Source organism: Noviherbaspirillum agri, from assembly GCF_054780595.1.
The window spans coordinates 42599-65062 of sequence record NZ_BAAGWA010000004.1 but is presented as its reverse complement, the minus strand read 5'-3'; the positions used below and the strand labels follow the sequence as shown (position 1 = coordinate 65062).

Sequence of the window (22464 nt, the reverse complement as noted above, 5' to 3'; positions counted from 1 at the left end):
GCGTTTCGCACTGTTGGTGTCGAAATGTGCTACGCAGTTTGTTTACCTTGATTGAAAAAAAAAAGCCCCAAGAATTACTTTGAATCCTTGGGGCGTAATGATTAGCTAGCCGTTTTATGAATAAGGCCGCTATGACTTGAGCGTTGCTGGGAACTCTCCGTGTATCGTGTTTTTGATGCACGCCTCGTAAAAGTCTTTCAAATTTTTCACGGTCCGACTGTAGGTGCGAATGTCTGGCTCAGAAAGTATCGATATGCCTTTATCAATGAAATCTTGCTGCTTGCCTCTTGGGTACCATTTAAATTCTTGCTGGAGGCTGGGCACTTTCAGAACTAGAGCGGCGAATTCGGCGAGTGTGTATTTAAACTCATCTTCACCCGATATGAGGTCGTAAACAAGATCAGCATTATCCAGCCTTTGCAATAGCTCCTTCGGATTCTTGCCACTAATTGCCTTAATTGAATATTTCGGTCCAGCTGCCAACAGTTCTGGATGATCATCCAGAAATTCATCAAACAGATTTTTTAATTGATCTCTTCCCAACCCTTTGGGGATCGTTATTTGAAACCCTTTTGAACCAGTCTCGGTGACTTGCGGTGTAAGCAATTCGATTTTCTCGGCACCGAATAAGTGGCGATGTTTAGCTAGCCAGCTTCTCCATTCCGACGATTCTTCGTCATGCATGCTGGGGAGTATGTGTATATCCCCCCAGTCTTTGTACAGGTCTGCAATTCGAGGGAAATCGCCCTCAAGTCCGGTACAAACCACTGTATTTCCAGCGCGTTTGGCTTCGCAATACGTTTCGAAAATTTCATTCTGACGTAAGAAATAAAACCACCACCAGATCAACTTGTCACGGATTTCAGAGGCGGACAGTTTTGAATAGTCAATGGCGTGGCAATCATCATCTTGGTCGTACATTGCAACAGCTTCGTATGTTTTCAAAAGGTTATTAGGATTTGCGTGTATGTTTCGAAGTCGTTAAATGCCTGGCACTGACGGATCGATTTGCTTGGTGATTTTACCAGTAGCGAATATCGTCACTTTGCTTGCGGCTTTGCATTGATATTTGAATTTCATTTTTGATGACTACATGCATTGCACAAACCGATCTATCTTCTGTTGGGCCTTCGAAAGCAGCAAGGGATTTCTGAGTAATTGACCGGAACAGGAAATTTCCCTCCCCATAAATGCAGTCACAGGTTCGATACTGATCGTCCCTGAGAGCGATTCCAATAAATATCTCTGAACTCCGCCGCTAACCGGCAAACAGAAGGGAAAAAAATTTGGACGAGCTAGCACACTTGCCACCCAATGTGGCGGCACTCATTGCGAGGATCAACCAGAAGTTCGGGGCGCTTCCGAAGGACTGGCAATATCCAACATACGGAAAGTTAATGGATGAAGACCGTGAGCTGGACGCTCAACGCGAAATCTCAGTATGGTTTCGGAGGCTTCACGCGAACGATTGGAAGATTAACGACATTCCGCTTCGGACGCTTGGGGAAAAATAGTTAGAGAAGCTATTGGCACTCGGGTTCACTACTTGCGCAGCAAAAACTCAGGAATGTCCAGTGCTTCACGGCGATCTCTTGGCGGTGGCGGCTCATTCGTAATCAGACGGTCCGATTCAATCACGCCGGATTTCACGGTGATGATTAGCTCTCGTTCATAAATGCACTTGAAGTCAAAATGAATGTACTTAAGCAGCTCACCTTTTGGACAGCGCAGTTCGCCGGAAAACCAATGTGCGAATACCGGAAATTCCTGCCCCTCGAAGAACTCTTTAACAGCAAGATTCTCTCCGCGCACAGTTTCCATGGCTTCGAGGTATAACCGATTTTCTATTACTTTCCAGATCCCGACATATCGTCTTTCGCACGCTGTATGTGAGTGAACGCCGTGGAAGCTCGCTCGGATTTGCGCGATGTTTGTATGGGAATCAAGCGGCAATGTGCAAAGGGAATGATACTTGTCCTTGTAGTACAGAATTTCTGTCAATTGCGCTGTCATGATTCAGCTTGGCCGAAGAAACGTGGAATAAACACGTAGAAGGAATTGAACATCAAGTAAACCCGAAAATGCCGTAGCTGATTCTCGGAAAATCGACCACCGTTATCGCGTTTGAGGATGTCCGCAACCCGTTTCGGCGTCATTTGAATTCCGAAGATCCGAATGCCATAGATATCGTAGGAAAAGTAAGGACGGACAATTCGATTCCAGAGCCGCCACAACCAGAAATACCATTTATCGACCGTGGTCAAAGCCAATTGCACCTCCTATCAATGAAAGGGTAGAACCGGAAAGCGTTCGTTGCTCTATTCCTGAGATTGTCCGTGCGCGATAAGGCATGGAAATATCATTCCATCGACAGATTCGCCAAGCTCACTTTTTTTCTCAGCAGAGAAGCTTTGCCATTCCCTGGTCACCTCTGCGGTCAAGCAAGCTGAGGTCGATGAGGTGCGCAAGACAATGTGTCGGTTTCGATCAAAAAAGCCGGAATCGCGATCCAAACTCCAATCCGCTGCGTCACCAAGTATTCGGCAAAGCGTTTCGACGCAGGCGAATCGAATGTGCCCAAGATTTGCTTCACCACGCGAGGCGAAAATAGAAAGCCAACGTCTTTCCAGCGGAACGTCCTCATCACTTTCACATTCGGGACGGCCATATTCAAACAATGTTAGCCAGCCTGCTACGAACTGCATCGCTGGAATGTTACAACGTCGATTACCTATGTTCAGCGATATACTTTGGGGCATTCCTTTTCCTCGATGCGGCAGATACGGCGGCGAACATCGCGAAAGCTAACGATGAGCTACTACCCCTGAATACGTACTTCATTCCTTGTCCGGCATTTCTGGCAATGGAACGAGCCGGTCAAAATACTTCCGATTGCCGGAGCGCTCGTCGTAGTGCCACCGCCTTCGACATAACCGCAGTATTCGCATTTTTTCCGGTAATTCATCGTGATGCCTGGTTGGTTGATGATAATTGCGCCTGTCAATGCGATCGCCATTTTTATTCTTCCGGTAGCATGTTTACCGCCAGGATTACTCTTCGACTCTTTTTGCTAATTTTAAAAAGTCGGTCTTAGACAGATACCGGATTTCTTCTGTCGATTCTGATTGCAGGACAATACGAAATTCGCGCCCCACAATACCCATTACCGCGTAAATCTCCGGGTCGTCAGCGATCCGGAAGCGCCTCCCGAGAATAGTCGGCGCAAGCGGTCGATCACTTGGGAATGCTTTTAGAAACGCTTTCTCCTCTTTATTCATTGTTTATACCTTTCTGTGCTTTCACCAATATTTATTGGGGTGGTATTGCGGACCTTTAGCAAGGAATCAGCTGCCGCCCCTGTCCTATCCGCAAGGTGTAATGGAAGCCGCAATTGTTAACTGTTGTTACCTGGGACTATTCTATCCAGCCTGCAAGAGAACTGAGCGGAATTTGTGCGGACGGGAAGTAATGTATGCGCAGGGATCAACGAACGATTACACCACTGCGGGTTGTAACGCGTGAGGGGTTTAGCGCACCCAATTTCGAAGCGCCAACCACGCATTCAACTTCTCTTGATATGAAAGCGTATAGGCTGGACTGCTCGACGGAAGGCGAATGATTTGAAATCGATTGGCAGACTGACCCAATGCCTTCAGTCCAAGTCTAGCTGCGGTTCCACCGTTGAATGCAATTGCTTCCAGCTTTGGCAGCCTTTCTAACAGCCCGACGAGATCATTATGGGCATGGTCCCGAATTCGGCCATCGAGACTTCCTTCACGATTCGCTTCCGCAACAGAATCCCACAAACCGACGCTATGGAGTAGTAACGCCTGAAGCCGTTCCGAATATGTAAGTGAATTCAGCTTTTTGCCAATGACCTCGGACATCAAAGTCCAAAATCTGTTTTGTGGATTCGCGTAATACTGACTATGAGTTAAAGATAATTCGCCCGGCAAACTACCCAATATCAGGACGCGGACATTTTCATCTACTACTGGCGGAAAGCTGCGCTTACGGCTCATGTTGCATCATTCGACTTCAACAATTCAGAATTCACAGCATCGCGTTTTATTTGTCGAAGTCTTGCGAGTGCCGCTTCTCTCGTCCGCTCCACTTCCTTTGGATTGGTTTCCAGCATCTTGCCGTTCACAACCGTCCGTATAACTCCGTTATGTAGATGAGCTATGAACATTCTGGCGTTCCTATCCGGCTTGAATTGAATTTCACCGAGATATTTAAGAATGCGGTCCTCGTCATAACCATATTCCTGACGAAGCTCAGCCACGAGCCTTTCTGGGTGCGTGGGCGTGGTGTTTAATCCACCTGGATAAAGATCAATCCGGCGAAACACTTTCTGAACCTCGGTTAGAAGGCGAAAACGCAAGCGGAGTTTGTCATCTAGATCCGAATCTTTTGACTCAAGTCGATCGAGTAATTTTGTAATGTTCTCGACAAATAATTGATCGCTTTGACTCACATTCTTGAATGTCGCGATCTCGGTTTGAAGCTCCAGTCGTCGCTTCTTCAGTTCGTTCAGTTCAGCTTCCGACTTGCGCATTCTTTCTACAAGAAAACGTACGTCACCGCCGGTTTCAAGCGCTGTCGCAAGATTATTCAATCGCCGCTCAAGTTCTTCCAGTTTTCCATTGCAAGCCGTCAGCTCACTTTGCTTCGCGGTCAAGCTATCTACCTGTGACGATTCGCCCAACACCTTCGCTATATTCAGCTCCCTCGTGAAGGATAATAACTCTTGCTCCAGATGGCGTATGTTGTATGAGACGCCGATACAGCCACCTCCTTGAAGCGATTTCGCGCAATAGAGGAAGCCGGTGTTATATCCGGGTTTCCGCCTGATATGTACCGGCCCGCCGCAATATCCGCACCTCGCCGTCCCTTGGAAGATGTTGTAGCACTGCCCCTTTCGACCAGCATTGACTGTCGTTGCTCCACGACGGCGAGAAGCCCTCAGTGCCTGCACTTCGTAAAACAGTTCTTTTCCAATGATGGACGGATAGTAGTCCTCAACGAACGTATTGGTTGTAGTGCGGCCATTATTATCTTGATCAAGCTGGAGCACACCAATTACAGCAATGTTCTGGAGATTGAACCCGACGGTACTGTTTTGCCAGTATTTTGCATGTTGAGCAGTCGGAATTTCCCGCTCATTCAGGTATTTCGCGATCGAGACGTTTCCAAGTCCGTCTTTGGCCAGTTGAAACATCAAACGAACGGTATCGGCCTTTTCTTCATTGATTTCGTATTTCGAGCCGTCAGCAGATGGCTTTAACCACCATGGGCATCTGCCTGACATTACCTCTTTGTTCGATTTGACGCGCTCCTTCTTCTGCTTCCATGCTTCGGTAATCCGCCTTGACTTAACAGCGGATTCTTCATGTGCGCGGGACATGGAAACCAACGCCATAATCAAAGGCGTCCAGTCATCCTTCAGCTTTTCGTTGCTGTAGGCCGCAGAATCGGTGAGCGTGACGATTGTGATTCCGCGATTGATGATTGCTTGAAAAATCTGCAATGCATCGGGGACTGGCAAGCGCGAAAGGCGATCCAGAGACTCAACAAGAAGGAATGAATTTGGTGCCACTCGTCCTTCGTCAATCGCCGAGATGAATTTACCTAGTGCGCCACGCTCGACATTGCTTCCTGTGAACGCCGAGACACCCAAGTCGTGGACGTTGAGCGTTTCGTCTAGGATAAGGTTGTGCTCTGCTGCATAGCGGCGCGATGCGTCGAGCTGGCGTCGCATTGAATCGCCATGCAGTTGGACTGGTGTGGAAAAGCGGACGTAGGAATAGGCGACGGACATGGAATTGCGCACAGGAAACTCGACTGACCGATTATAACCATCCAGGTGTCAAACTGACCAAAACTTAAACCGCTTATTAATTTAATACCCGCAGCAAGATCGGTTATAGAAAGCAACACGTCCTCGCGCATCACGTAATCGACCCATAGGCCAAAAAGTACCTCGACATGCACGGTGTTGCTGGCAGCACATAGTTGCCCTTCATTGCCAATACATTCCCATAAAGTTATAGCCAAAATATGGCTAAAGTATATTTACTTTTGTCCTTACTGCGTATAACATGACTGTAATTAGCGCTACGTTCTCTATACTTTTAGGATAAAGATATGGATAAGAATATGGCAATTTTCGTTTTAACGGGACGTGGAATCGAAACGATGCTGGCCGAGGGAGGATCGCAGGCCTGGACAATTGACGCGAGCAGAGCCCGAGACTGCAAATATGTCGTGTGCATTCAAAATCACAAGCAAGACTTCTTTAATCCGAGGCAACTGTCCGCTCCACATCACACGGCGTTTTTAATCGGCAAATTAGCTGGTATTGGCGCACCGGATGATGGCGAAGACCAAAAGGGAAACAGGAAGAAGCTGTTATTCAGTGAGTATGCTGAGATCAACATCCCTGACGCTTGGCCCGGCAATCGCAATCCTGTGTTCTACGGTGCACTAGAGGACTTGGATATTAATGTTGACGCATTGCATTTTCGCCCGATGCCCGAGATTGAACCGACCACGTCAAACTCGGGGAAAGTGCAGGCACTAACGATTCAAGAAGCTAAGGCCGGATTGGCTTTAACTTTCGGCGTGGACCCCGCGAATATTGAAATCTTGATTCGCGGCTAACAACCGATTTGTTATGAGGCACGTTAGATTCATATATCGACTTTCCGCAATAAGGTGACGTCATGACAAGACTTAGTGATTTAAGACCAAAGCGAAAGGACAACATCATTGACGTCGTTAGGGCTGCTGGCATTAACGTCAATAACTGGTCTGGGCCGGCAGATCCTTCAAAATGCTTTAACTGGAGTTTTGGTGGAGATCCAGAACCGTCCCTATTGTGTGTCTGGCACGTCCACCTCTTCGAAAGAAATGGATTGATATGCTACGAAGACGATTCTCACCAATGGGCCTTGAAGCTAGATCGAATTGGTGGAAAGAGCGCGAGTAGCCAAGCTAGACGCGCGCATAATTTTCACCGCCTTGTAAACCGAGCCTATTTCGGCAAACATCCTGTTCGGATAGCCATTCTCGAAGGGGATATGGTCGACGAAAGCGATCTTGGTCACGATTTTTCCAAAGTTCGTCTTCGAGAATTAGACACAGCAGAATGGTACGTGCACGAATTTGATCTGGAGACCTTTAAGGCTCTGCTTGTTCGAGGTGTGCGTCCGAAGGATCAAGAAACGAGCAAAAACGAAAAGCCTTCCAGTGAAGAAACCTCGGACGATAACGGCGCGGAGGATCCAAATGATCCGCCCGAACGTCATGAAACTCCCCCGGGCACTGCTTTTAATCGTGATCCCGAAGTACGCCGTCAAGTAAAGGTACGTGCAAACGGTGTTTGTGAATACTGTAAGGAACTTGGGTTTGAAACTGCGAGTGGCGACGGGTATTTAGAAACCCACCATGTCATTCCTTTGTCATGTGGCGGGGTCGACAAAATATGGAACGTCGTTGCCGTATGCCCTAATGATCATAAACGCGCGCATTTTGGAAAAGACCGAATCGAAATACGAAACAAACTAATGATTTTCCTTGCTGAAAAATATCCCGGTCGACGTACAAGTCTTATTGATATGGCTAAAGCAATGGACACCGATTTTGACAGTAAAACATTGCTTGAAGCCGACACCGATTAATTCGTTACTTATATTAATTTACGCCAAATCCAGAATGAGCCAAGAAATTGCGAACGCCATTAAGAGCGAATTCGAACAGTTAACTTCCATAAGGGTAGCTGCAACCTATATGTCAAAAGGAGCTGCGCATATCCCTACATCTCTTCGGACAGGGGCATCTGGCGTATACGTCTTCATGTCTGGTGAGCGATGCTTTAAAGTTGGCAAAGCGGGGCCCAAGAGTAAGGCTCGGTGGAACTCCCATCATTACAACCTTGATGAAACAACACCTAGCACGCTGCCGAAGTCCATTCTCAAGCATAAGGCAGAATTCAAATGTCACTTTCCCTCCGAAGTTCATAACGAGATCGATACGCTGGATAAATCGAATATCCAAGAGTGGATTAGAAATAACATGTGCCGAATTGAATTTCTTCTAACCGACAGTAGTGATGTATTTGCTTTAAACCTTCTGGAAGCTCTGGCGCAATTCCGTTTGAAGCCAATTTTCGAGGGGAAAAACGCCTAATCCCATTCCTACAAAAGATGGGCTGTCCGTGTTTACCTTGCTTTAGCCAATAAGAGTGTTATTCCCCCCTAGTATCGCTGCCAACAGGGTGTCAAACTGACCAAAACTTAAACCAGTTCTGGCGCCTGCTGTCGACCGTCCTTGCTGACGATCTCGTTGCACTGTCCTATGAGCAGCGCCTGGACCGTCTTCTTGCCCATCACATCGGACTATGGGACGTACTGGCTGCCTGCGCCCGTGAAGGCAGCCTCGACACCGCGATCCGCCATGCGCAGGCCAACGACTTCGCCGTGCTCAAGCACGAGTGTCCGCGACTGCGCCGTATTTGCTTCAATGGCAAGACTTCCGGCAAGCTCGAGCCTCAGTTCGCCGATGCCGGATTTGAAACCCTGGTACTCCCGTCGTCGTCTCCCGCCCACGCGTCGCTCTCCTTCGAGCAGAAACTGGGGATATGGCAGAACATCATTCTGTAGAATGGCGGAAACACGCGCCGCCCCAAGCGGTGTCTGACAGCCATAGCGAAGGCGGGGTACGCCGAGCACCGCGTCCCTCAAGCCGAGCCGCACGGAACCATCAACAGCAAGCGCACATGCTCATCAAACGCAAGTCCATCGAAGCACAAGCCAACACCAAGGCCGGCCCCGGCAAGGCCAAGCCTGTGGCAAAAGCACCACGCAAGCCCAAGTTCGCCCCGATTACCCTGTCCGAGGAAAACGGCGTCGTCTTCCTCCACTTCGGCAATGAATGGGTACAAGGCGCCATGCGCACCCGCAAGCCTTTCTGGATCGAGCTCGAATATGCGCAGCAGATGATGGCGTGGATGCTGTTCATCCGGCAGCCACTGCAGGTCGCACAGCTCGGGCTCGGCACCGGGGCGCTGACCAAGTTCTGCTACCGCGAGTTTCCGCAGGCGCAAGTGACGGCTGTCGAGTTGAATCCGCAGGTCATCGGTGTCTGCCATGCGATGTTCAAGCTGCCGTCGGAAGACGACCGCCTGTCCATCCTTGAAATGGATGCGCTGGAATTCGTCAATGATCCCGCCAACCATGGCAAGTTCGATGCATTACAGATCGACCTGTATGACGCGACCGTCAAGGGGCCGGTACTCGATACGCCGGACTTTTACGAAGCCTGCGCCGCCTGCCTTGCACCGCACGGCATCGTGACGGTCAACCTGTTCGGCGACCATCCGAGCTATGCGAAGAATTTCAAGGCGATGAAATACGCCTTCGATGAAGTGATGTGCCTGCCGCCTGTCCATGAAGGCAATGTGATCGCCATCGGCTTCAAGAAAGCTCCACAAATCGATTTCCCGGCCTTGTACGACCGCGCCGCAGAAATCACCGCCGCGACCAAGCTGCCCGCGAAATCCTGGGTCAACGGACTCAAGGAGTGGCGGCAGGTGCGCGAGAAAGCCACTGCAGCAGGCCCCCGACATGAACGCAAGACCTGACCAGCACGGTTCGCCCATGACCAAAGCCCCGCACAAAGCCATTGACCTGCACCAGATCTTTACGTGGCTGGTGGCCGACGGCATCATCGAAAAGGCCAATGTCAAGGCGCCATACAACCAGGCGCTCGCCTTCCTGCGCAATACCAGCATTGCGACGCATCCGCTGACGGCCGTGGCGCAATGCAAGATCCAATCAGCGCTGCCGCCGAACAAGATGCTCACGCTCGACTGGCTGACGGAATGGATGGCACACAAGGCCAAGCTGCCCTTCTTCCGCATCGATCCGCTGAAGATCGACTTCACGCGCGTTGCCGATGTGATGTCCGCGACCTATGCCGCGCGATTCAACATCCTGCCGGTGGAGCTGACGCAGACCGATGTCGTGATCGCGACTGCGGAGCCCTTCGCCATCGAATGGGAGGCGGAGATTGCGAAGATCACGCGCCGCAACGTCAAACTGGTCATCGCCAATCCGCTCGACATCGCACAATACACCTCGCAATTCTTCACGCTTGCGAAATCGATCAAGGGTGCAAACAAGGCCGGTACCGCTGACCTCTCGCTGCGCAACAACTTCGAGCAACTGGTCGAGCTCGGCAAGAGCAACAAGACTCTGGATGCCAACGACCAGCACATCATCAACATCGTCGACTGGCTGTGGCAGTACGCATTCGAGCAGCGCGCATCGGATATCCATCTCGAGCCCAAGCGTGACCTCGGCGTGATCCGTTTCCGCATCGACGGTGTGCTGCATCAGGTGTATCAGGTGCCGGCGGCCGTCATGATTGCGATGACCGCACGCATCAAGCTGCTTGGCCGCATGGACGTGATCGAAAAGCGCCGCCCGCAGGACGGCCGCATCAAGACGCGCACCACCGGCGGTCAGGAGATCGAACTGCGTCTGTCGACAATGCCCACCGCCTTTGGCGAAAAACTGGTGATGCGTATTTTCGATCCGGACGTCGTTGTGAAGACATTGCCCGAGCTCGGCTTCCCGCCCGACGACGCGAAGCGCTGGGACGACCTCACCAAGCGGCCGCACGGCATCATCCTTGTCACCGGTCCCACCGGCTCCGGCAAGACCACGACGCTGTACACCACCCTCAAGGCACTGGCCACTTCCGAGGTCAATGTCTGCACCGTCGAAGACCCGATCGAAATGGTCGAGGGCAGCTTCAACCAGATGCAGGTGCAGCACGGCATCGACCTGTCGTTCGCCGACGGCGTGCGCGCGCTGATGCGGCAGGACCCGGACATCATCATGGTCGGCGAGATCCGCGATCTCGAAACCGCCGAGATGGCGATTCAGGCTGCACTCACCGGCCACCTTGTCCTGTCGACACTGCACACCAACGATGCGCCGTCATCCGTGATGCGCCTGCTGGAACTCGGCGTTCCGTACTACCTGCTGGAGACGACGCTGATCGGCATCATGGCGCAACGCCTCGTGCGCACGCTGTGCCCGGCCTGCAAGAAGGAGGATGGCGAGATCAGCGATGAAGTCTGGAAAGGCCTTGCAGAAGGCTGGAACATGCCGAAGCCGGTCAAGGTCTACCGCCCCGTCGGCTGCCCGGAATGCCGCCAGACCGGCTATCGCGGCCGCACCGGCCTGTACGAATTGCTGACGATCACACAGCCGTTCTCGAAACTGATCAAGGAAGAAACCGACATTCATGCATTGCGCAGACAAAGCATTGCCGACGGCATGAAGCCACTGCGCATTGCAGGCGCAATCAAGGTCAGTGAAGGCGTGACGACGGTCGATGAAGTGCTGAAGGTCACCTCTGCACTCACCTGATTTTTCAGGAGGCAATTTTTTGCTGCTTGGGGCTAGGCTGCACGAATCATTGTTGCTATAATTCCGGCCTCGTTGGGTCGTTAGCTCAGCTGGTAGAGCAGCGGACTCTTAATCCGTTGGTCGTAGGTTCGATCCCTACACGGCCTACCAACAATTCCAAGGGCTTAGGTGAAAACCTAGGCCCTTTCTGTTTTGCGCCGCGGGAATGTGCCACATCCATGCATGGATAATGCACGCATCCGGGCCGATGGCATCGTGCCCCTGCTGCGCGCCATTCAAAACCGGTACTCCGGATTCTTCGCATCAAACGCATCGGGAGCAAGCTTCTTTCTCTCCAGCGACTCAAACACGATGTGCTCGAACACTTCGCCGCTGTTGTCGCGGCTTTCGACCATGCGGATCAGCGGCTGGCGCAGGTCGAGCCAGAAGCGCGTCTGCTTGGCGTAGTATGGCGGCGTGCTGGGGTTGTCGTACACCACCTCGGCATACCGGCGGCCGCCTTCACGGGCGACCTTGACGCTGGCTGGCCTGGTGGAGGCGTTCCGGGCGCGTGATCTTTCGAGGTCGGCTTCGAGCTGCGACAGGATGAAGCCCATGCCGAGGTCGCGCACGGTGTGTCGTGATTGCGCCCGTGCGATGGCACCGTCGATGGCGACGTTCATCGACACCACGCCGAACAAACCACCGACATGGGCGAGCATTTTCCTGCTGTCCTTGCTGGCGTCGTACAGGACTTCCTGCCCTGCCCGCGCGCCGTCGTTCTCCCAGCGGGCATAAAGGGTCAGCGGGTCGTGCCGCATGCGCACGAACATGCGCTCGGGAACATCGGGCAAGGTATCGCTTTCACGCACGCGCTCGCGGCGCAGCATGAGGAACTCGTATTCAGGCGTTTGCTCGATCATGCGCTTGATCGGGCAGAACAGTGCTGACGACTCCAGTGATTGCAAAGTGGCGAGCAACTGCGCGTCGGATGCTTTTGCCAGCCGGTTCTGCCCCATGCTTTTGGCGAACCAGTCGCACTGCGCGTCCGGGGCCATCGCCGACAGGCGGCTGCGCAGGTCTTCCGGCGCGCCGAGTGCGGCCTCGTCCGCTGCTGTGGCGACCGACATGCCAAGCAGCATTAACAATACCGCGACCCATCGCGTATGCCCTGTCCGTCTCATTGTGTTCTCTCCTCCATTCGATGCGGTGTCTCCCCCAGTTCCTCCAGCGAGGCAAGCGCCTGCCTGATCAGATAACGGTCATCGTCGTCCCAGGGATGAAAACTGCGCTTGAAGAAGCGCAGGTAAGCCGGCAGGATCTTCCAGAACAAACCGGGGTCGCGCCCGAAGAAGAACCGGACGCCATGCCACCAGGTGCGGGGACGGAACAGCTGCTTGTCACGATACAGCAGCACGGTCAGGTTCCATAGCGTGTCGAACGGGAAGAAGAACGACATCATCAGCATCACCCGCACGCGGCGCGCATAGCTGCCGCCGACCTTTGTATACAGGTCGAAGGCGACCGCCTTGTGCTCCAGCTCTTCCAGCGCATGCCACAGCCACACCGTGCGGAAATGCGGATGCATGTCGGCCAGCCAGTCCGGATGCTTCAGCAGGGCCTGCGCCATGATGGCGGTGAAATGTTCGAGGCAGACCGTTTGCGCGAGCCAGTCGATCTTTGGTGCAATCTTCTTGACGTTGTCGAGGTTGCGCCGGATGCGCGCCTCCAGCTTCGCCGCCGGAAAGCCAAGCGAATCGAGCCAGCGGTTATAGCGCCCGTGCTCGTGCCGGTGCCAGCCTTCCTGCCCGATGAAGCCGCGGATTTCGTGCTCCAGCCTCGGGTCGTCGTTGGCATGACGGAATGCCCGGACAGAATCGATAAAGTGCTGCTCGCCGTCCGGAAACAGCAGACTCAGCGCATTCATGTAATGGGTGCGGAATGCCTCGCCACGATTCCAGTAGCGCGGCAGGTGATCCGGCCAGGTATGCTGCAGGCGGCGCGGTTGCAGCAACGGATGCGGCACGTCGTGCAGTTTCATTCGGCCTCCGTCAGGTACGGCAGGCGTTCCCGCATGAATTTCAGTCCTGTCATTCTCTCCTCGCCCACCCAAGTCGTTCTTCCGAAGGTCGATCTGCTGAACGAATGTAGCGAGGGCATGCAAGGTAATCTGAATCTAAATCAATGTTGATCTATTCGTAGGCAGGTTCAGGAAAACCCAAGCGACGCAAACCGATCTGCGATCAGGATGTGCCGAACGACGCCGCGGCGGTGTGCATGGCAGCACCTGCCCTGCTTCCATGACGGATCGGCCGCGACACTGGACGCTTCGCTCTGTTTGACGCACTCGCTGCATGCCGTTAGGCTGGCATGAAAACAGACCTCCTCCAGGCATGCGCACTCTTCTTACCATCATGGCTATCGGTGCATTCACCGCCGGGTTGTTCCTTGCCTTGATTTACTTCTGGCAAAGCAGCCTGATTCTCCTACCCGGCGTCGGCAGCAGTGGCGCCGATCTGTTGTCCCAATGCAGGCCGGGATCGTCCGTGTGGCAGGAAGACGGCAAGTATCGCGGCAAGGTGTGCGAACCGGCCGGCGCTGCAATAGGCACGGTCGTCGTCTATCACGGCAATGCCGGCACCATCGACGACCGTGCCTATCTGGCGACCGTGTTTTCTGGCAGGGGATTGCGTGTGGTATTGCCGGAATATCCCGGCTACGGGCAACGCGAGGGGAAAGCGACCATCAATAAGGTGCTGGCCGCCTCGCTGGACGATTTCGAGAAGGCGCGTGCGAAGTGGCCTGGACCGATGTATGTACTGGGCGAATCCTTCGGTGCAGGTGTTGCCGGAGAGGTCACCAAGAAGTACGGCGACAGTATCGACGGCGTGCTGTTGTTTACGCCCTGGGATTCGCTCGCCAATGTGGTGAATGCGATGTTCCCCATCCCGGTCAGCTTCCTCCTGCAACAACGCTTCGATACTGTGGAAGCGCTCTCGGCTTACCACGGCCGGAAAGTGATTGTCGCTGCCGGACAGGATGAAGTGCTGCCAGTGGCGCACGCCCGGACGCTCGCCAAGGCCGTGCCTTCCGCCGCATACCTCGAGCTGCCGCACGCGGGGCACAATGACTGGCCTGCACATATGACCGAGCGGGACTGGGACCGGATTACTGGATCGCTTACGCACTAGGCTGTGTTTGACAAGCTACTGCGCGGCCCGGATTGATGTCTGCGGTGCTCGGCGTACCAGTCGTACGCGTGCGCTCCTCGACGCCACTCCGAACCGCTCGCTACACTTGTCAAACACAACCTAACGCCATTCCACCCGCAGTATTTCATTCGCGGCACTCTCCTCAGAAACGGCTCTACTGCGCAATGGCACGGACCACGCGGCATGGATTGCCGGCGGCGAAGACATCGTCGGAAATGTCCTTCGTCACCACGCTGCCTGCGCCAATGACGGCGCGATTGCCGATACGGACACCGGGGCAGAGGATCGCGCCTCCGCCGATCCACACATCATCGCCAATCTCGATGGGCTTGCCTGCTTCCAGCCCCGACCTGCGCTCTCGGGCAGACATCGGATGGGTTGCGGTATAGACCTGCACTGCCGGGCCGAACAGTACGCCGGTGCCAATACGCACCTGAGCGACGTCGAGGATGACGCAATTGAAGTTGAAGAAGACCTTGCCCGCAAGGATGATGTTGCGGCCGTAATCGCAATAGAACGGCGGCTCCAGCCAGACATCCTCCCCGGCTGAAGGAATGAGCTCCCTGATGAGCCGGCTTCGCTCCCCTTCCTGGTCATCGCGCGTGTCGTTAAGTGCTTTGGCCAGCAGGCGGGCGCGCCTGCGTTCGGCGCAGAGGTACGCGTCCAGCGGGTCGTACAGCTCTCCGGCCAGCATCTTTTCCTTTTCCGTTTTCATGGCTTCTCCTGCCGCGGATCCGATGAACTCGCATCAGTAGACCCATCTCCGTGGAGCCGGTTCGAGCTCCCGATTCGGACTGGCAAGGAGGACGCGATCCTGCTCATGACAATCTGCGCATAGCCGTGCACGACAACGCAACGAGTAATCAGAATGACAATGAACACGATAGATTCGGGGAGATCGCTCACCGCTCCATCCCGCCGTGGCCGCATCCTTCCTGGCGACAGCGCACATCGGGAACTTGCCATGCCTGACATGTCTCCAATACGATCAGTAAAAGGGACTGTCCCGGCGCGCCGCTGCCGCTTGCAACAGGACGATAACAATACAAGCCACTGCCACCGCCTCGTAGCCCTTTTCCACCAGCGAGAAACTTATTGGTGCAAGGCTGGATATTGCAGCCTCCGCCACCATATTGGTCTCATAAATCGCCCTGATCGGAACCTGTTCAGTGTCGTGGCAACGGCAACCCGCCGTGGTGCGCCTGCACTTCAGCAGGAACCATTGCTTTTTCGTGCCTGCGCCGGGCGCTTTTTCACCATCTCTTGGATCAAGCAAGTGACTACTTCTCATTTTGACTACGAACCGAACACCGCCTTCGCGCCGGAAGCGGCATATGACGAGGGCAGGGGCGATGGCGGTGCGTACCAGGCTTCCACCTTGAATCCGGCTGCCACCGACAGCCGTGATGCACACGTGAAATCCCTTGTGAAGATGGCAAAGGAGCGCGGATTCCTTACACATGACGAGATCATCGACTGCCTGCCGCAGGAGCTTGCCGACAGCGAGGCCGTCGAGGAGCTCGTCGTCGGCCTGCGCGCACTCGGCATCGCGGTGCATGAGGTGGCGCCGGGCAACGAGACCTTGCCCTGGCTCGGCAACGAGCACGAGCAGATTGCCACCGTGCTGAACGACGACGATGCCGAGGGCGCGATCGAAGCGGCCCTGTCCGCCGTCGACCCGGAATCCGGCCGCACCACCGATCCGCTGCGCATCTACATGCGCCAGATGGGCGCAACCAATCTGCTCACGCGCGACGAAGAGATCGCCATCGCCAAACGAATCGAGGCTGGACGGCAAGACATGCTGCAGGCTGTTTCCGCATGTCCGTCGGCCATCCATGAAATGCTCCTCGCGGCAAGAAAAGTGGCGCAGGACGAGATGAAGCTCACTGACCTCGTCGAGAACATCGGCATCGCGCCCGAGGATGCCAATGCCGCCGATGACGTGGAGGAAGCCGGCGAGGACGAGGATGCTGCCAAGCTGTCCGCGCGGCAGTTGCAGGAATTAAAAGTGAACACGCTTGCCACGTTCAGCCGTATTGGCGACGCATTCGACAGGATGGGGCATGCTTATGAACGGGATGGCCGTCTGTCGCAGTCCTACCTGAACGCACAGCAAACCGTGTCGCAGGAGTTGGCAGGTCTGCACCTCACGGAAAAAAGCCTGTCCGCATTCTGCGACGCAGTACATGCACCCGCCGCAGAAATGCGCGACAACGAGCGTGCCATACGCGACATTTGCGTTGGCAAATGCGGCATGCCGCACGACGACTTTCATGCCAGTTTCCCGGGCAATGAAACCAACCTGGACTGGGTTGCCGACGAAGTCGCATCCGGGAAACCGTACAGCACTGCGCTCAGCCACTATGCCGCACGGGTGAAAGAAGCGCAGCGCCGGCTGATCGCGGTGCAAGAGCGCACCGTCCTGCCCCTGGACGAATTACGCCAGATCCACCGGCAACTGACGCAAGCGGAAATGCGGGTTCGCCGCGCCAAGGAAGACATGGTCAAGGCGAACCTGCGCCTTGTGATTTCGATTGCAAAGAAATACGCCAATCGCGGCATGCCCTTTCCCGATCTGATCCAGGAAGGCAACCTTGGCTTGATGAAAGCGGTGGACAAGTTCGAATACCGGCGCGGCTTCAAGTTTTCCACTTACGCGACGTGGTGGATCCGCCAGGCGGTGTTGCGGGCGATTGCCGACAAGGCGCGCATGATCCGGGTGCCGGTGCACCTGATGGAAACGCTCAACAAGATGAACCGCATCACGCGTGAAATGATCAGCACAACCGGAAGGTTCCCCGACCCGGCGACGCTGGCCGCAAGAATGGCACTGCCGGAAACAAAGATCCGCGAACTGCTCAGTGTCGTGAAAGACCCCATGTCCCTCGACATGCCGGTGGGCGAAGACGGCGAGATGGACCTCGCCGACCTGGTTGAAGACACATCGGGCGTGTCGCCGGAGGAAGCGGCCGTGCAATCGTCGATGCGCAGCATCATCAAGGACTTGCTCGGACAGCTGACGCCGCGTGAGGCAGCCGTCCTGCGCATGCGTTACGGCATCGATTCCTCGACGCATACGCTGGAAGAGCTCGGCATTCGCTTCAATTCATCGCGCGAGAACATCCGCCGGATCGAAGAATCTGCGATGAAAAAGCTGCGCACTTCGGCGTCGGCAAGGAGCGGAAAACTGAAGAGCCTCCTGTAACCGGAAAGCGTACTTCGGCCGGCCCACCGAGGATCGCGACAAGGCACAATGCCGTCCGGCACCGGCATGATTGCCGCGCCGGACGGCAAGGATCCGGTACTACAGCTTTGCGTCCGTCTTCAATTGCCGCACCGCTCCCACCATGGCGATAAAGGCCTTGGTGCACGGCGTGCCGCTTCCCAGCATCGCCTGCGCCTGCTCGTATTCGCCCAGGTTGACCTGACGCGCAACCTTTTCCACTTCGGCATGGAAGGCATCATGCGCTTCTACTGCGGGGCCGAAGCTCTTCACGAACGGAAACTTGCGCTCCCCTTCCCCATGCAGCCAGTTGCCAAGCATGCATGCATCGATCTTGCCGACCGATTTTTCATCGAGCGGATGTTTGGAGGCAATGGCGGAGAGGATCTTCGGTCTTAACTCCGCTTCTTTTGCCAGTGCTTCTTCCAGATTCATGATGCTCCCTCTTGCGGTTTCAGGTCGTCGTACAGGCTCGGTATCTGCACGACGGCGACGGTGACACGTCAGGATGCGCTCGTTGCGCACAGGCTGATGATCATAGCAGGCGGATCGAGCAATGGCTTGGCGAACAGAAGGATTAAAACTATCCGGAAGCAGTGTTGGAAGACGTACGTCACTCGTCCAGGCTCAACGCCTTTCCTTCGAGGATCTGGCGGAAGAAGCGATCACCGTTTTCGGGCCGTTGAAAGTGCCAGTAAGCGTGCGCACCGAAGGCGAGTTGATCCGTCAGGTACAGGATGGCGGGATATTTCAACCAGTCTTCGTCATAGTCGTAATGCCAGAGAACATCGTCACACTGGCTTTTTTCCAGTGCATTGAATAAGACGACAAATGCGATGTACTCCTGGCCAAGAAGCGTGGGCGGTACGCGGAAGTTATGAAACGCGATGGCATGGGCGACTTCATGTGCGACGACGGCACGGTAAGCGGATTCGTCGACGGGGATGTTGAACAGTCCGAATTCCTCGCTGCGGTCGAGGAACGCAGGAAACGCGAGAATGAAGACCTCGTTGCGCGAGCGCGAATAGGCCCCCAGCGCCGATTCGGGAATATTTTCGGGCATCGCATCAACGATCTTGATGGTGACAGGCGGGATTGTGAATCCGTGGGATGACAGGAACCGGACCGCGATTTCGGCGCCACGGCAAGCGTGTCTTGTATCCGACCGGTTTGCCGACTCGATCACGATGCCGCTCGGCACCCGGCATTCATGCACGTGTGCAGGCAAGGAATCCGCAATGACCTGGGAGAACGGGAGATGGGCGACAACAGCGCAGGCAAAGATCCATGGTCGAAGGAGTGCATGAAACGCCATGTCGCTCGACCGGATCGGGGACCGGCAGGGGTGTGGAGATACGCACCTATGTTAGGAGCGGGAGGCCGTGAGGGTTTGCTTCAGGTCAAAGCTGGAGAGGCTGGATGAAGCCCGGGCAGCATTGCGCTGCCCCGGCTTCTTTTTCGCTCAGGGCGTATAGGTAATCACCTTGTTGCCATTGGCAGTGCCGCCGTTGGCCACTACCGTGGATCCGACCGGGATATAGATGGTGTTGTTTGTGCCGGTCACGTCCAGGCTCATCGCGGTGGAACCGGGCAGGAAGACGATGGTATTGCCGGTGCCGCTCAGGTAAAAGCTGCCCACGGGCTGGTTGTGTGCAATCCATACATTGTTGGATGAAGCGGGCAAGGTGATGTTGACGGTGCCGTTCATCTTGACCAGGTAGTTGTTGCCGTTGGTGTTCATGGTCAGGTAGTTGCCGCCGACGACGGTGGCATTCGACGGCACCGCAGGCGCTGTCGTGGTTGCGCCCTGAACCTGTTTCGGCTGATTGTCCCCGCCGCCGGACCCGCCGCATGCGGCGAGTGCCAACGCAGTGAGGAGCACTATGCTTGTTGTTTTCATGCTTGTCTCTCTCCCGTTGAAAAAACCGATCATAGCAAAAGAGCAATAGAGGGTTTCCACCATTTCCGGCTGTTTACATCAGGGGGAAAAACAGTGGTCTGAATCTTGCTTTTTTGTATTGAATTGTCCTGCCCGCCTCGCTGCGTTGCAGGCAAAAGAGCCGGCCATGGTCTCATTTCCCTTGCAGTGCCTGATGCGCGGGGAAGCGGCTTGCCTTCGAGGGAGTGTGCAGCATCCCGCCGACGGCAATGGCTGAACAACAGATTTCCCAATTCCAAGAATCCACCATGTCAGAATTAAAAACCGTCCAGCAGGAAGTGGACGAGAGAACCAACCTTGCCGGCTCCAACAAATTCGAAATGCTGCTGTTTCGTCTCGGCGCCGCCGGCGACAGCGATCAGGCGGAACTGTTCGGCATCAACGTCTTCAAGATCCGAGAAATCGTGCCGATGCCGCATGTGACGACGCTCGCCGGGTCGGTGCCGCACATGATGGGCGTGGTGAACCTGCGCGGTCAGATCATTCCGGTCATCGACTTGCCTGCCATCGTCGGCTGCACCCCGCAGACCGGCCTGAACATCCTGCTGATCACGGAATTTGCCCGCACGACGCAGGCATTTGCCGTCGAGTCCGTCGAGGAAATCGTGCGGCTGGACTGGAGCCGGGTGCTGTCGGCGGAATCCAATTCCACCGGCGGCATGGTGACCAGCATCGCGCGTCTTGACGGCGACACCGGCACCTCGCGCCTGGCCCAAGTGCTGGACGTGGAAACCATCCTGCGCCAGATGACGCCGAGGGCGGAAACAAGCACCAGAACGGATACCGGCCCCAGGCTGTCTCTTGAGGAAGGCAAGATCATCCTTGCTGCAGACGACTCTGTCGTTGCCCGCCGGCTGATCGAACAGGGCCTGAAGGACATGGGTGCGCCCTTCGTGATGACCAAGAGCGGCAAGGAAGCGTGGGAGCGCCTGCACGCGATCGCCATGGCTGCGGAGGCCGAAGGCAAGACTGTCCGTGACAAGATCGCGCTGGTGCTAACTGACCTTGAGATGCCGGAAATGGACGGCTTCACCCTGACCCGCAACATCAAGGCCAGCGACCGCTTCAAGGCCTTGCCGGTGGTGATCCATTCGTCGCTGTCGGGCTCGACCAACGAGGAGCATGTCCGCAGCATCGGCGCCGATGGGTATGTCGCGAAGTTCCACGCGGAAGAACTTGCGCAGGCGCTGCGTCGCACACTGTCGAAAGCGTCGCCCCAAGCGGTCGCATGATGCCTGCAGGAGATGCTTGACCTTCCCACGGTGGGAAGTTTTACAGTAGAGCTCTTCGCTAACCAACCAGGAGCCATGTCATGTATGAACTCAAAGTCGAAGGAATGAGCTGCGGCCACTGCGTCAATGCCGTGACCAAGTCGGTGCAGGGCGTCGATGCCGGTGCCAAGGTCGACGTCGACCTCGCACAGCAAAAGGTCCGCATCGATTCCTCCGCCAGCCTCGATGCGATCAAGTCTGCAGTGGAAGATGCAGGCTATCCGGTGCTGCAGAGCGCCGGCTGATTGCCGACTGATTGTCACGCCAGCTGATTGTCACCTGCCATTGCGGGCGACAGGCAGCAAGCCCCCGCCTCGAGCCGGTTGGTTTATGTGCAGAAGGTGCCAAAGATCAACCGGCTTTTCCTCGCCTGCCCATCACTTCAGTGATAACGGCGGTTCCTCCCCAGAACGCAGCCCTTCCCACTCAAGCCCGCTTTCCGGGCATTCTTCCTTGCAGTACGCCAAGACTTACGCCGGAGCCGGCTCGGAATAGCCGTATCGCAATTAAAACAGCTGCATTCCCACGGCCGCGATGATGCGGCTCCTGCGACATCCGGGCAGGGAGGAATCTTTTTGTTGTCCAAATGTCTAGCCTTACACGTTCACTTAACCGAGCGCAGCTAGCTGCGCGGCAATGGGAGGCGATGTGCACTGGAAGGCCGCTTTGACCATTCTCCTCTGTTCGGCATTGACGCCTTTCGGCGTACGCGCCCAGACCGGAGTCCCGGCCGCAACTCCCCTACCTCCCGACACGATGAAAGAGCGCGTGCGGGGATGCGTGACGTGCCACGGCGAAAACGGACGCGGCACCAGCAACGTCTACTATCCGCGACTGGCCGGCAAACCCGCCGGCTATCTGTACAACCAGCTCGTTGCCTTCAAGGAGGGCCGCCGCAAGTACGCGCCCATGAATTACCTCCTCGCCTATCTTCCCGACGAGTATCTGAAGAAGATGGCCGAGTACTACGCCGAACAAAGAGAACCGTACGAGACTCCGAGCCCGCCGGCCGTATCGCAGGAAGTCCTTGATCACGGGCGGACATTGGTAATGAAGGGCGCGCCGAACCGCGCGATCCCGGCGTGCGTGAGCTGCCATGGAGAGAACCTGAGCGGACGGGAGCCCGGCATCCCGGGCCTCGTTGGCTTGCGCCGCGATTACGTCAGCGCCCAGCTCGGCGCCTGGCGCTACGGAACGCGCACCGCCATCGCTCCCGACTGCATGCAGCTCATCGCCGCGCGCATGACGGAACAGGATGTGGCAGCAGTGTCTGCCTGGATTGCCGCCATGCCGATACCGGCAAATACAGAGCCGGCCGGCCAGTCCACCGAGCGGCTGCCTTTTGCCTGCGGCAGCCAGAAGCAGTAGCACTCATTGCATGAGTAGGAGGGTTTGC

General features: G+C 55.3%; 24 protein-coding genes, 1 tRNA gene and 1 pseudogene. 12 read left to right on the top strand and 14 right to left on the bottom strand.

Annotated features, from left to right (window positions below):
- Positions 1-129: 129 nt before the first annotated feature.
- The 7 genes from ACYVIA_RS08585 to ACYVIA_RS08555 form a co-directional block, all read right to left on the bottom strand.
- Entirely contained in the window at positions 130-921 is a 792-nt protein-coding gene (locus ACYVIA_RS08585; protein ID WP_460839843.1) for a hypothetical protein, read from the bottom strand.
- Between the two features lie 621 nt (positions 922-1542).
- Positions 1543-2013: a hypothetical protein gene (locus tag ACYVIA_RS08580; protein WP_460839842.1), complete on the bottom strand. Its 471-nt coding sequence runs from the start codon at positions 2011-2013 to the stop codon at positions 1543-1545.
- Positions 2010-2270: a hypothetical protein gene (locus tag ACYVIA_RS08575; protein WP_460839840.1), complete on the bottom strand. Its 261-nt coding sequence runs from the start codon at positions 2268-2270 to the stop codon at positions 2010-2012. The genes ACYVIA_RS08580 and ACYVIA_RS08575 overlap by 4 nt, the downstream gene beginning before the upstream one ends.
- 48 nt (positions 2271-2318) lie before the next feature.
- Positions 2319-2759 (bottom strand): hypothetical protein, encoded by a 441-nt coding sequence (locus ACYVIA_RS08570; RefSeq protein WP_460839838.1) that lies wholly within the window; start codon positions 2757-2759, stop codon positions 2319-2321.
- 291 nt (positions 2760-3050) lie between these two features.
- Positions 3051-3278, bottom strand: coding sequence for a hypothetical protein (locus ACYVIA_RS08565; RefSeq protein WP_460839836.1), 228 nt, complete (start codon positions 3276-3278; stop codon positions 3051-3053).
- A gap of 249 nt (positions 3279-3527) precedes the next feature.
- Positions 3528-4022 carry a DNA-deoxyinosine glycosylase gene (locus ACYVIA_RS08560; RefSeq protein ID WP_460839834.1) on the bottom strand — a complete coding sequence of 165 codons (495 nt, stop codon included), beginning with the start codon at positions 4020-4022 and terminating at the stop codon, positions 3528-3530.
- Positions 4019-5821 carry a recombinase family protein gene (locus ACYVIA_RS08555; protein WP_460839833.1) on the bottom strand — a complete coding sequence of 601 codons (1803 nt, stop codon included), beginning with the start codon at positions 5819-5821 and terminating at the stop codon, positions 4019-4021. Before ACYVIA_RS08555 ends, ACYVIA_RS08560 begins: the two co-directional genes overlap by 4 nt.
- Positions 5822-6147: 326 nt before the next feature.
- On the opposite strand from ACYVIA_RS08555, the gene ACYVIA_RS08550 reads away from it, so the two are divergent.
- The 7 genes and pseudogenes from ACYVIA_RS08550 (at position 6148) to ACYVIA_RS08520 (ending at position 11591) form a co-directional block, all read left to right on the top strand.
- Positions 6148-6663 (top strand): hypothetical protein, encoded by a 516-nt coding sequence (locus tag ACYVIA_RS08550; protein WP_460839831.1) that lies wholly within the window; start codon positions 6148-6150, stop codon positions 6661-6663.
- Positions 6664-6725: 62 nt separating this feature from the next.
- Entirely contained in the window at positions 6726-7682 is a 957-nt protein-coding gene (locus ACYVIA_RS08545; RefSeq protein ID WP_460839829.1) for an HNH endonuclease, read from the top strand.
- A 34-nt stretch (positions 7683-7716) separates the two neighbouring features.
- Entirely contained in the window at positions 7717-8190 is a 474-nt protein-coding gene (locus tag ACYVIA_RS08540) for a hypothetical protein (RefSeq protein WP_460839827.1), read from the top strand.
- Positions 8191-8300: 110 nt separating this feature from the next.
- Positions 8301-8663, top strand: a pseudogene (locus tag ACYVIA_RS08535) (DNA-deoxyinosine glycosylase); the annotation flags it as partial.
- Between the two features lie 116 nt (positions 8664-8779).
- A complete protein-coding gene (locus tag ACYVIA_RS08530) occupies positions 8780-9643 on the top strand; it encodes a spermine/spermidine synthase domain-containing protein (protein ID WP_460839825.1) in 864 nt (287 codons plus the stop codon).
- Between the two features lie 16 nt (positions 9644-9659).
- Positions 9660-11441 carry a GspE/PulE family protein gene (locus tag ACYVIA_RS08525; RefSeq protein WP_460840519.1) on the top strand — a complete coding sequence of 594 codons (1782 nt, stop codon included), beginning with the start codon at positions 9660-9662 and terminating at the stop codon, positions 11439-11441.
- Positions 11442-11515: 74 nt separating this feature from the next.
- Positions 11516-11591, top strand: a tRNA-Lys gene (locus ACYVIA_RS08520).
- 125 nt (positions 11592-11716) lie between these two features.
- Here ACYVIA_RS08520 and ACYVIA_RS08515 read toward each other — a convergent pair.
- Entirely contained in the window at positions 11717-12604 is an 888-nt protein-coding gene (locus tag ACYVIA_RS08515) for a DUF1571 domain-containing protein (RefSeq protein WP_460839824.1), read from the bottom strand.
- The gene (locus ACYVIA_RS08510) at positions 12601-13461 is read right to left on the bottom strand and encodes a metal-dependent hydrolase (protein WP_460839822.1); all 861 of its coding nucleotides are present in this window, start codon (positions 13459-13461) and stop codon (positions 12601-12603) included. Before ACYVIA_RS08510 ends, ACYVIA_RS08515 begins: the two co-directional genes overlap by 4 nt.
- A gap of 352 nt (positions 13462-13813) precedes the next feature.
- Between ACYVIA_RS08510 and ACYVIA_RS08505 the strand changes: the two genes are divergently transcribed.
- Entirely contained in the window at positions 13814-14611 is a 798-nt protein-coding gene (locus tag ACYVIA_RS08505) for an alpha/beta hydrolase (protein WP_460839821.1), read from the top strand.
- A 175-nt stretch (positions 14612-14786) separates the two neighbouring features.
- On the opposite strand, the gene ACYVIA_RS08500 is transcribed toward ACYVIA_RS08505, so the two are convergent.
- Both ACYVIA_RS08500 and ACYVIA_RS08495 read right to left on the bottom strand, forming a co-directional pair.
- Complete coding sequence (locus tag ACYVIA_RS08500; RefSeq protein WP_460839819.1) at positions 14787-15347, bottom strand: sugar O-acetyltransferase; 561 nt, start codon at positions 15345-15347, stop codon at positions 14787-14789.
- 273 nt (positions 15348-15620) lie between these two features.
- Positions 15621-15908 (bottom strand): hypothetical protein, encoded by a 288-nt coding sequence (locus tag ACYVIA_RS08495; protein WP_460839818.1) that lies wholly within the window; start codon positions 15906-15908, stop codon positions 15621-15623.
- Here ACYVIA_RS08495 and rpoD point away from each other — a divergent pair, their 5' ends adjacent.
- Entirely contained in the window at positions 15909-17840 is a 1932-nt protein-coding gene (gene rpoD / locus ACYVIA_RS08490) for an RNA polymerase sigma factor RpoD (RefSeq protein WP_460839816.1), read from the top strand.
- A 99-nt stretch (positions 17841-17939) separates the two neighbouring features.
- On the opposite strand, the gene ACYVIA_RS08485 is transcribed toward rpoD, so the two are convergent.
- The 3 genes from ACYVIA_RS08485 to ACYVIA_RS08475 form a co-directional block, all read right to left on the bottom strand.
- Entirely contained in the window at positions 17940-18293 is a 354-nt protein-coding gene (locus tag ACYVIA_RS08485) for a CZB domain-containing protein (protein ID WP_460839814.1), read from the bottom strand.
- 178 nt (positions 18294-18471) lie between these two features.
- Positions 18472-19173 (bottom strand): DUF6639 family protein, encoded by a 702-nt coding sequence (locus ACYVIA_RS08480; protein WP_460839812.1) that lies wholly within the window; start codon positions 19171-19173, stop codon positions 18472-18474.
- 147 nt (positions 19174-19320) lie between these two features.
- Positions 19321-19758: a hypothetical protein gene (locus ACYVIA_RS08475; RefSeq protein ID WP_460839810.1), complete on the bottom strand. Its 438-nt coding sequence runs from the start codon at positions 19756-19758 to the stop codon at positions 19321-19323.
- A gap of 287 nt (positions 19759-20045) precedes the next feature.
- On the opposite strand from ACYVIA_RS08475, the gene ACYVIA_RS08470 reads away from it, so the two are divergent.
- The 3 genes from ACYVIA_RS08470 (at position 20046) to ACYVIA_RS08460 (ending at position 22436) form a co-directional block, all read left to right on the top strand.
- Positions 20046-21029 (top strand): chemotaxis protein, encoded by a 984-nt coding sequence (locus ACYVIA_RS08470; protein ID WP_460839808.1) that lies wholly within the window; start codon positions 20046-20048, stop codon positions 21027-21029.
- An 80-nt stretch (positions 21030-21109) separates the two neighbouring features.
- A complete protein-coding gene (locus ACYVIA_RS08465; protein WP_460839806.1) occupies positions 21110-21313 on the top strand; it encodes a heavy-metal-associated domain-containing protein in 204 nt (67 codons plus the stop codon).
- 511 nt (positions 21314-21824) lie between these two features.
- Entirely contained in the window at positions 21825-22436 is a 612-nt protein-coding gene (locus ACYVIA_RS08460) for a c-type cytochrome (RefSeq protein ID WP_460840517.1), read from the top strand.
- Positions 22437-22464 lie beyond the last annotated feature (28 nt).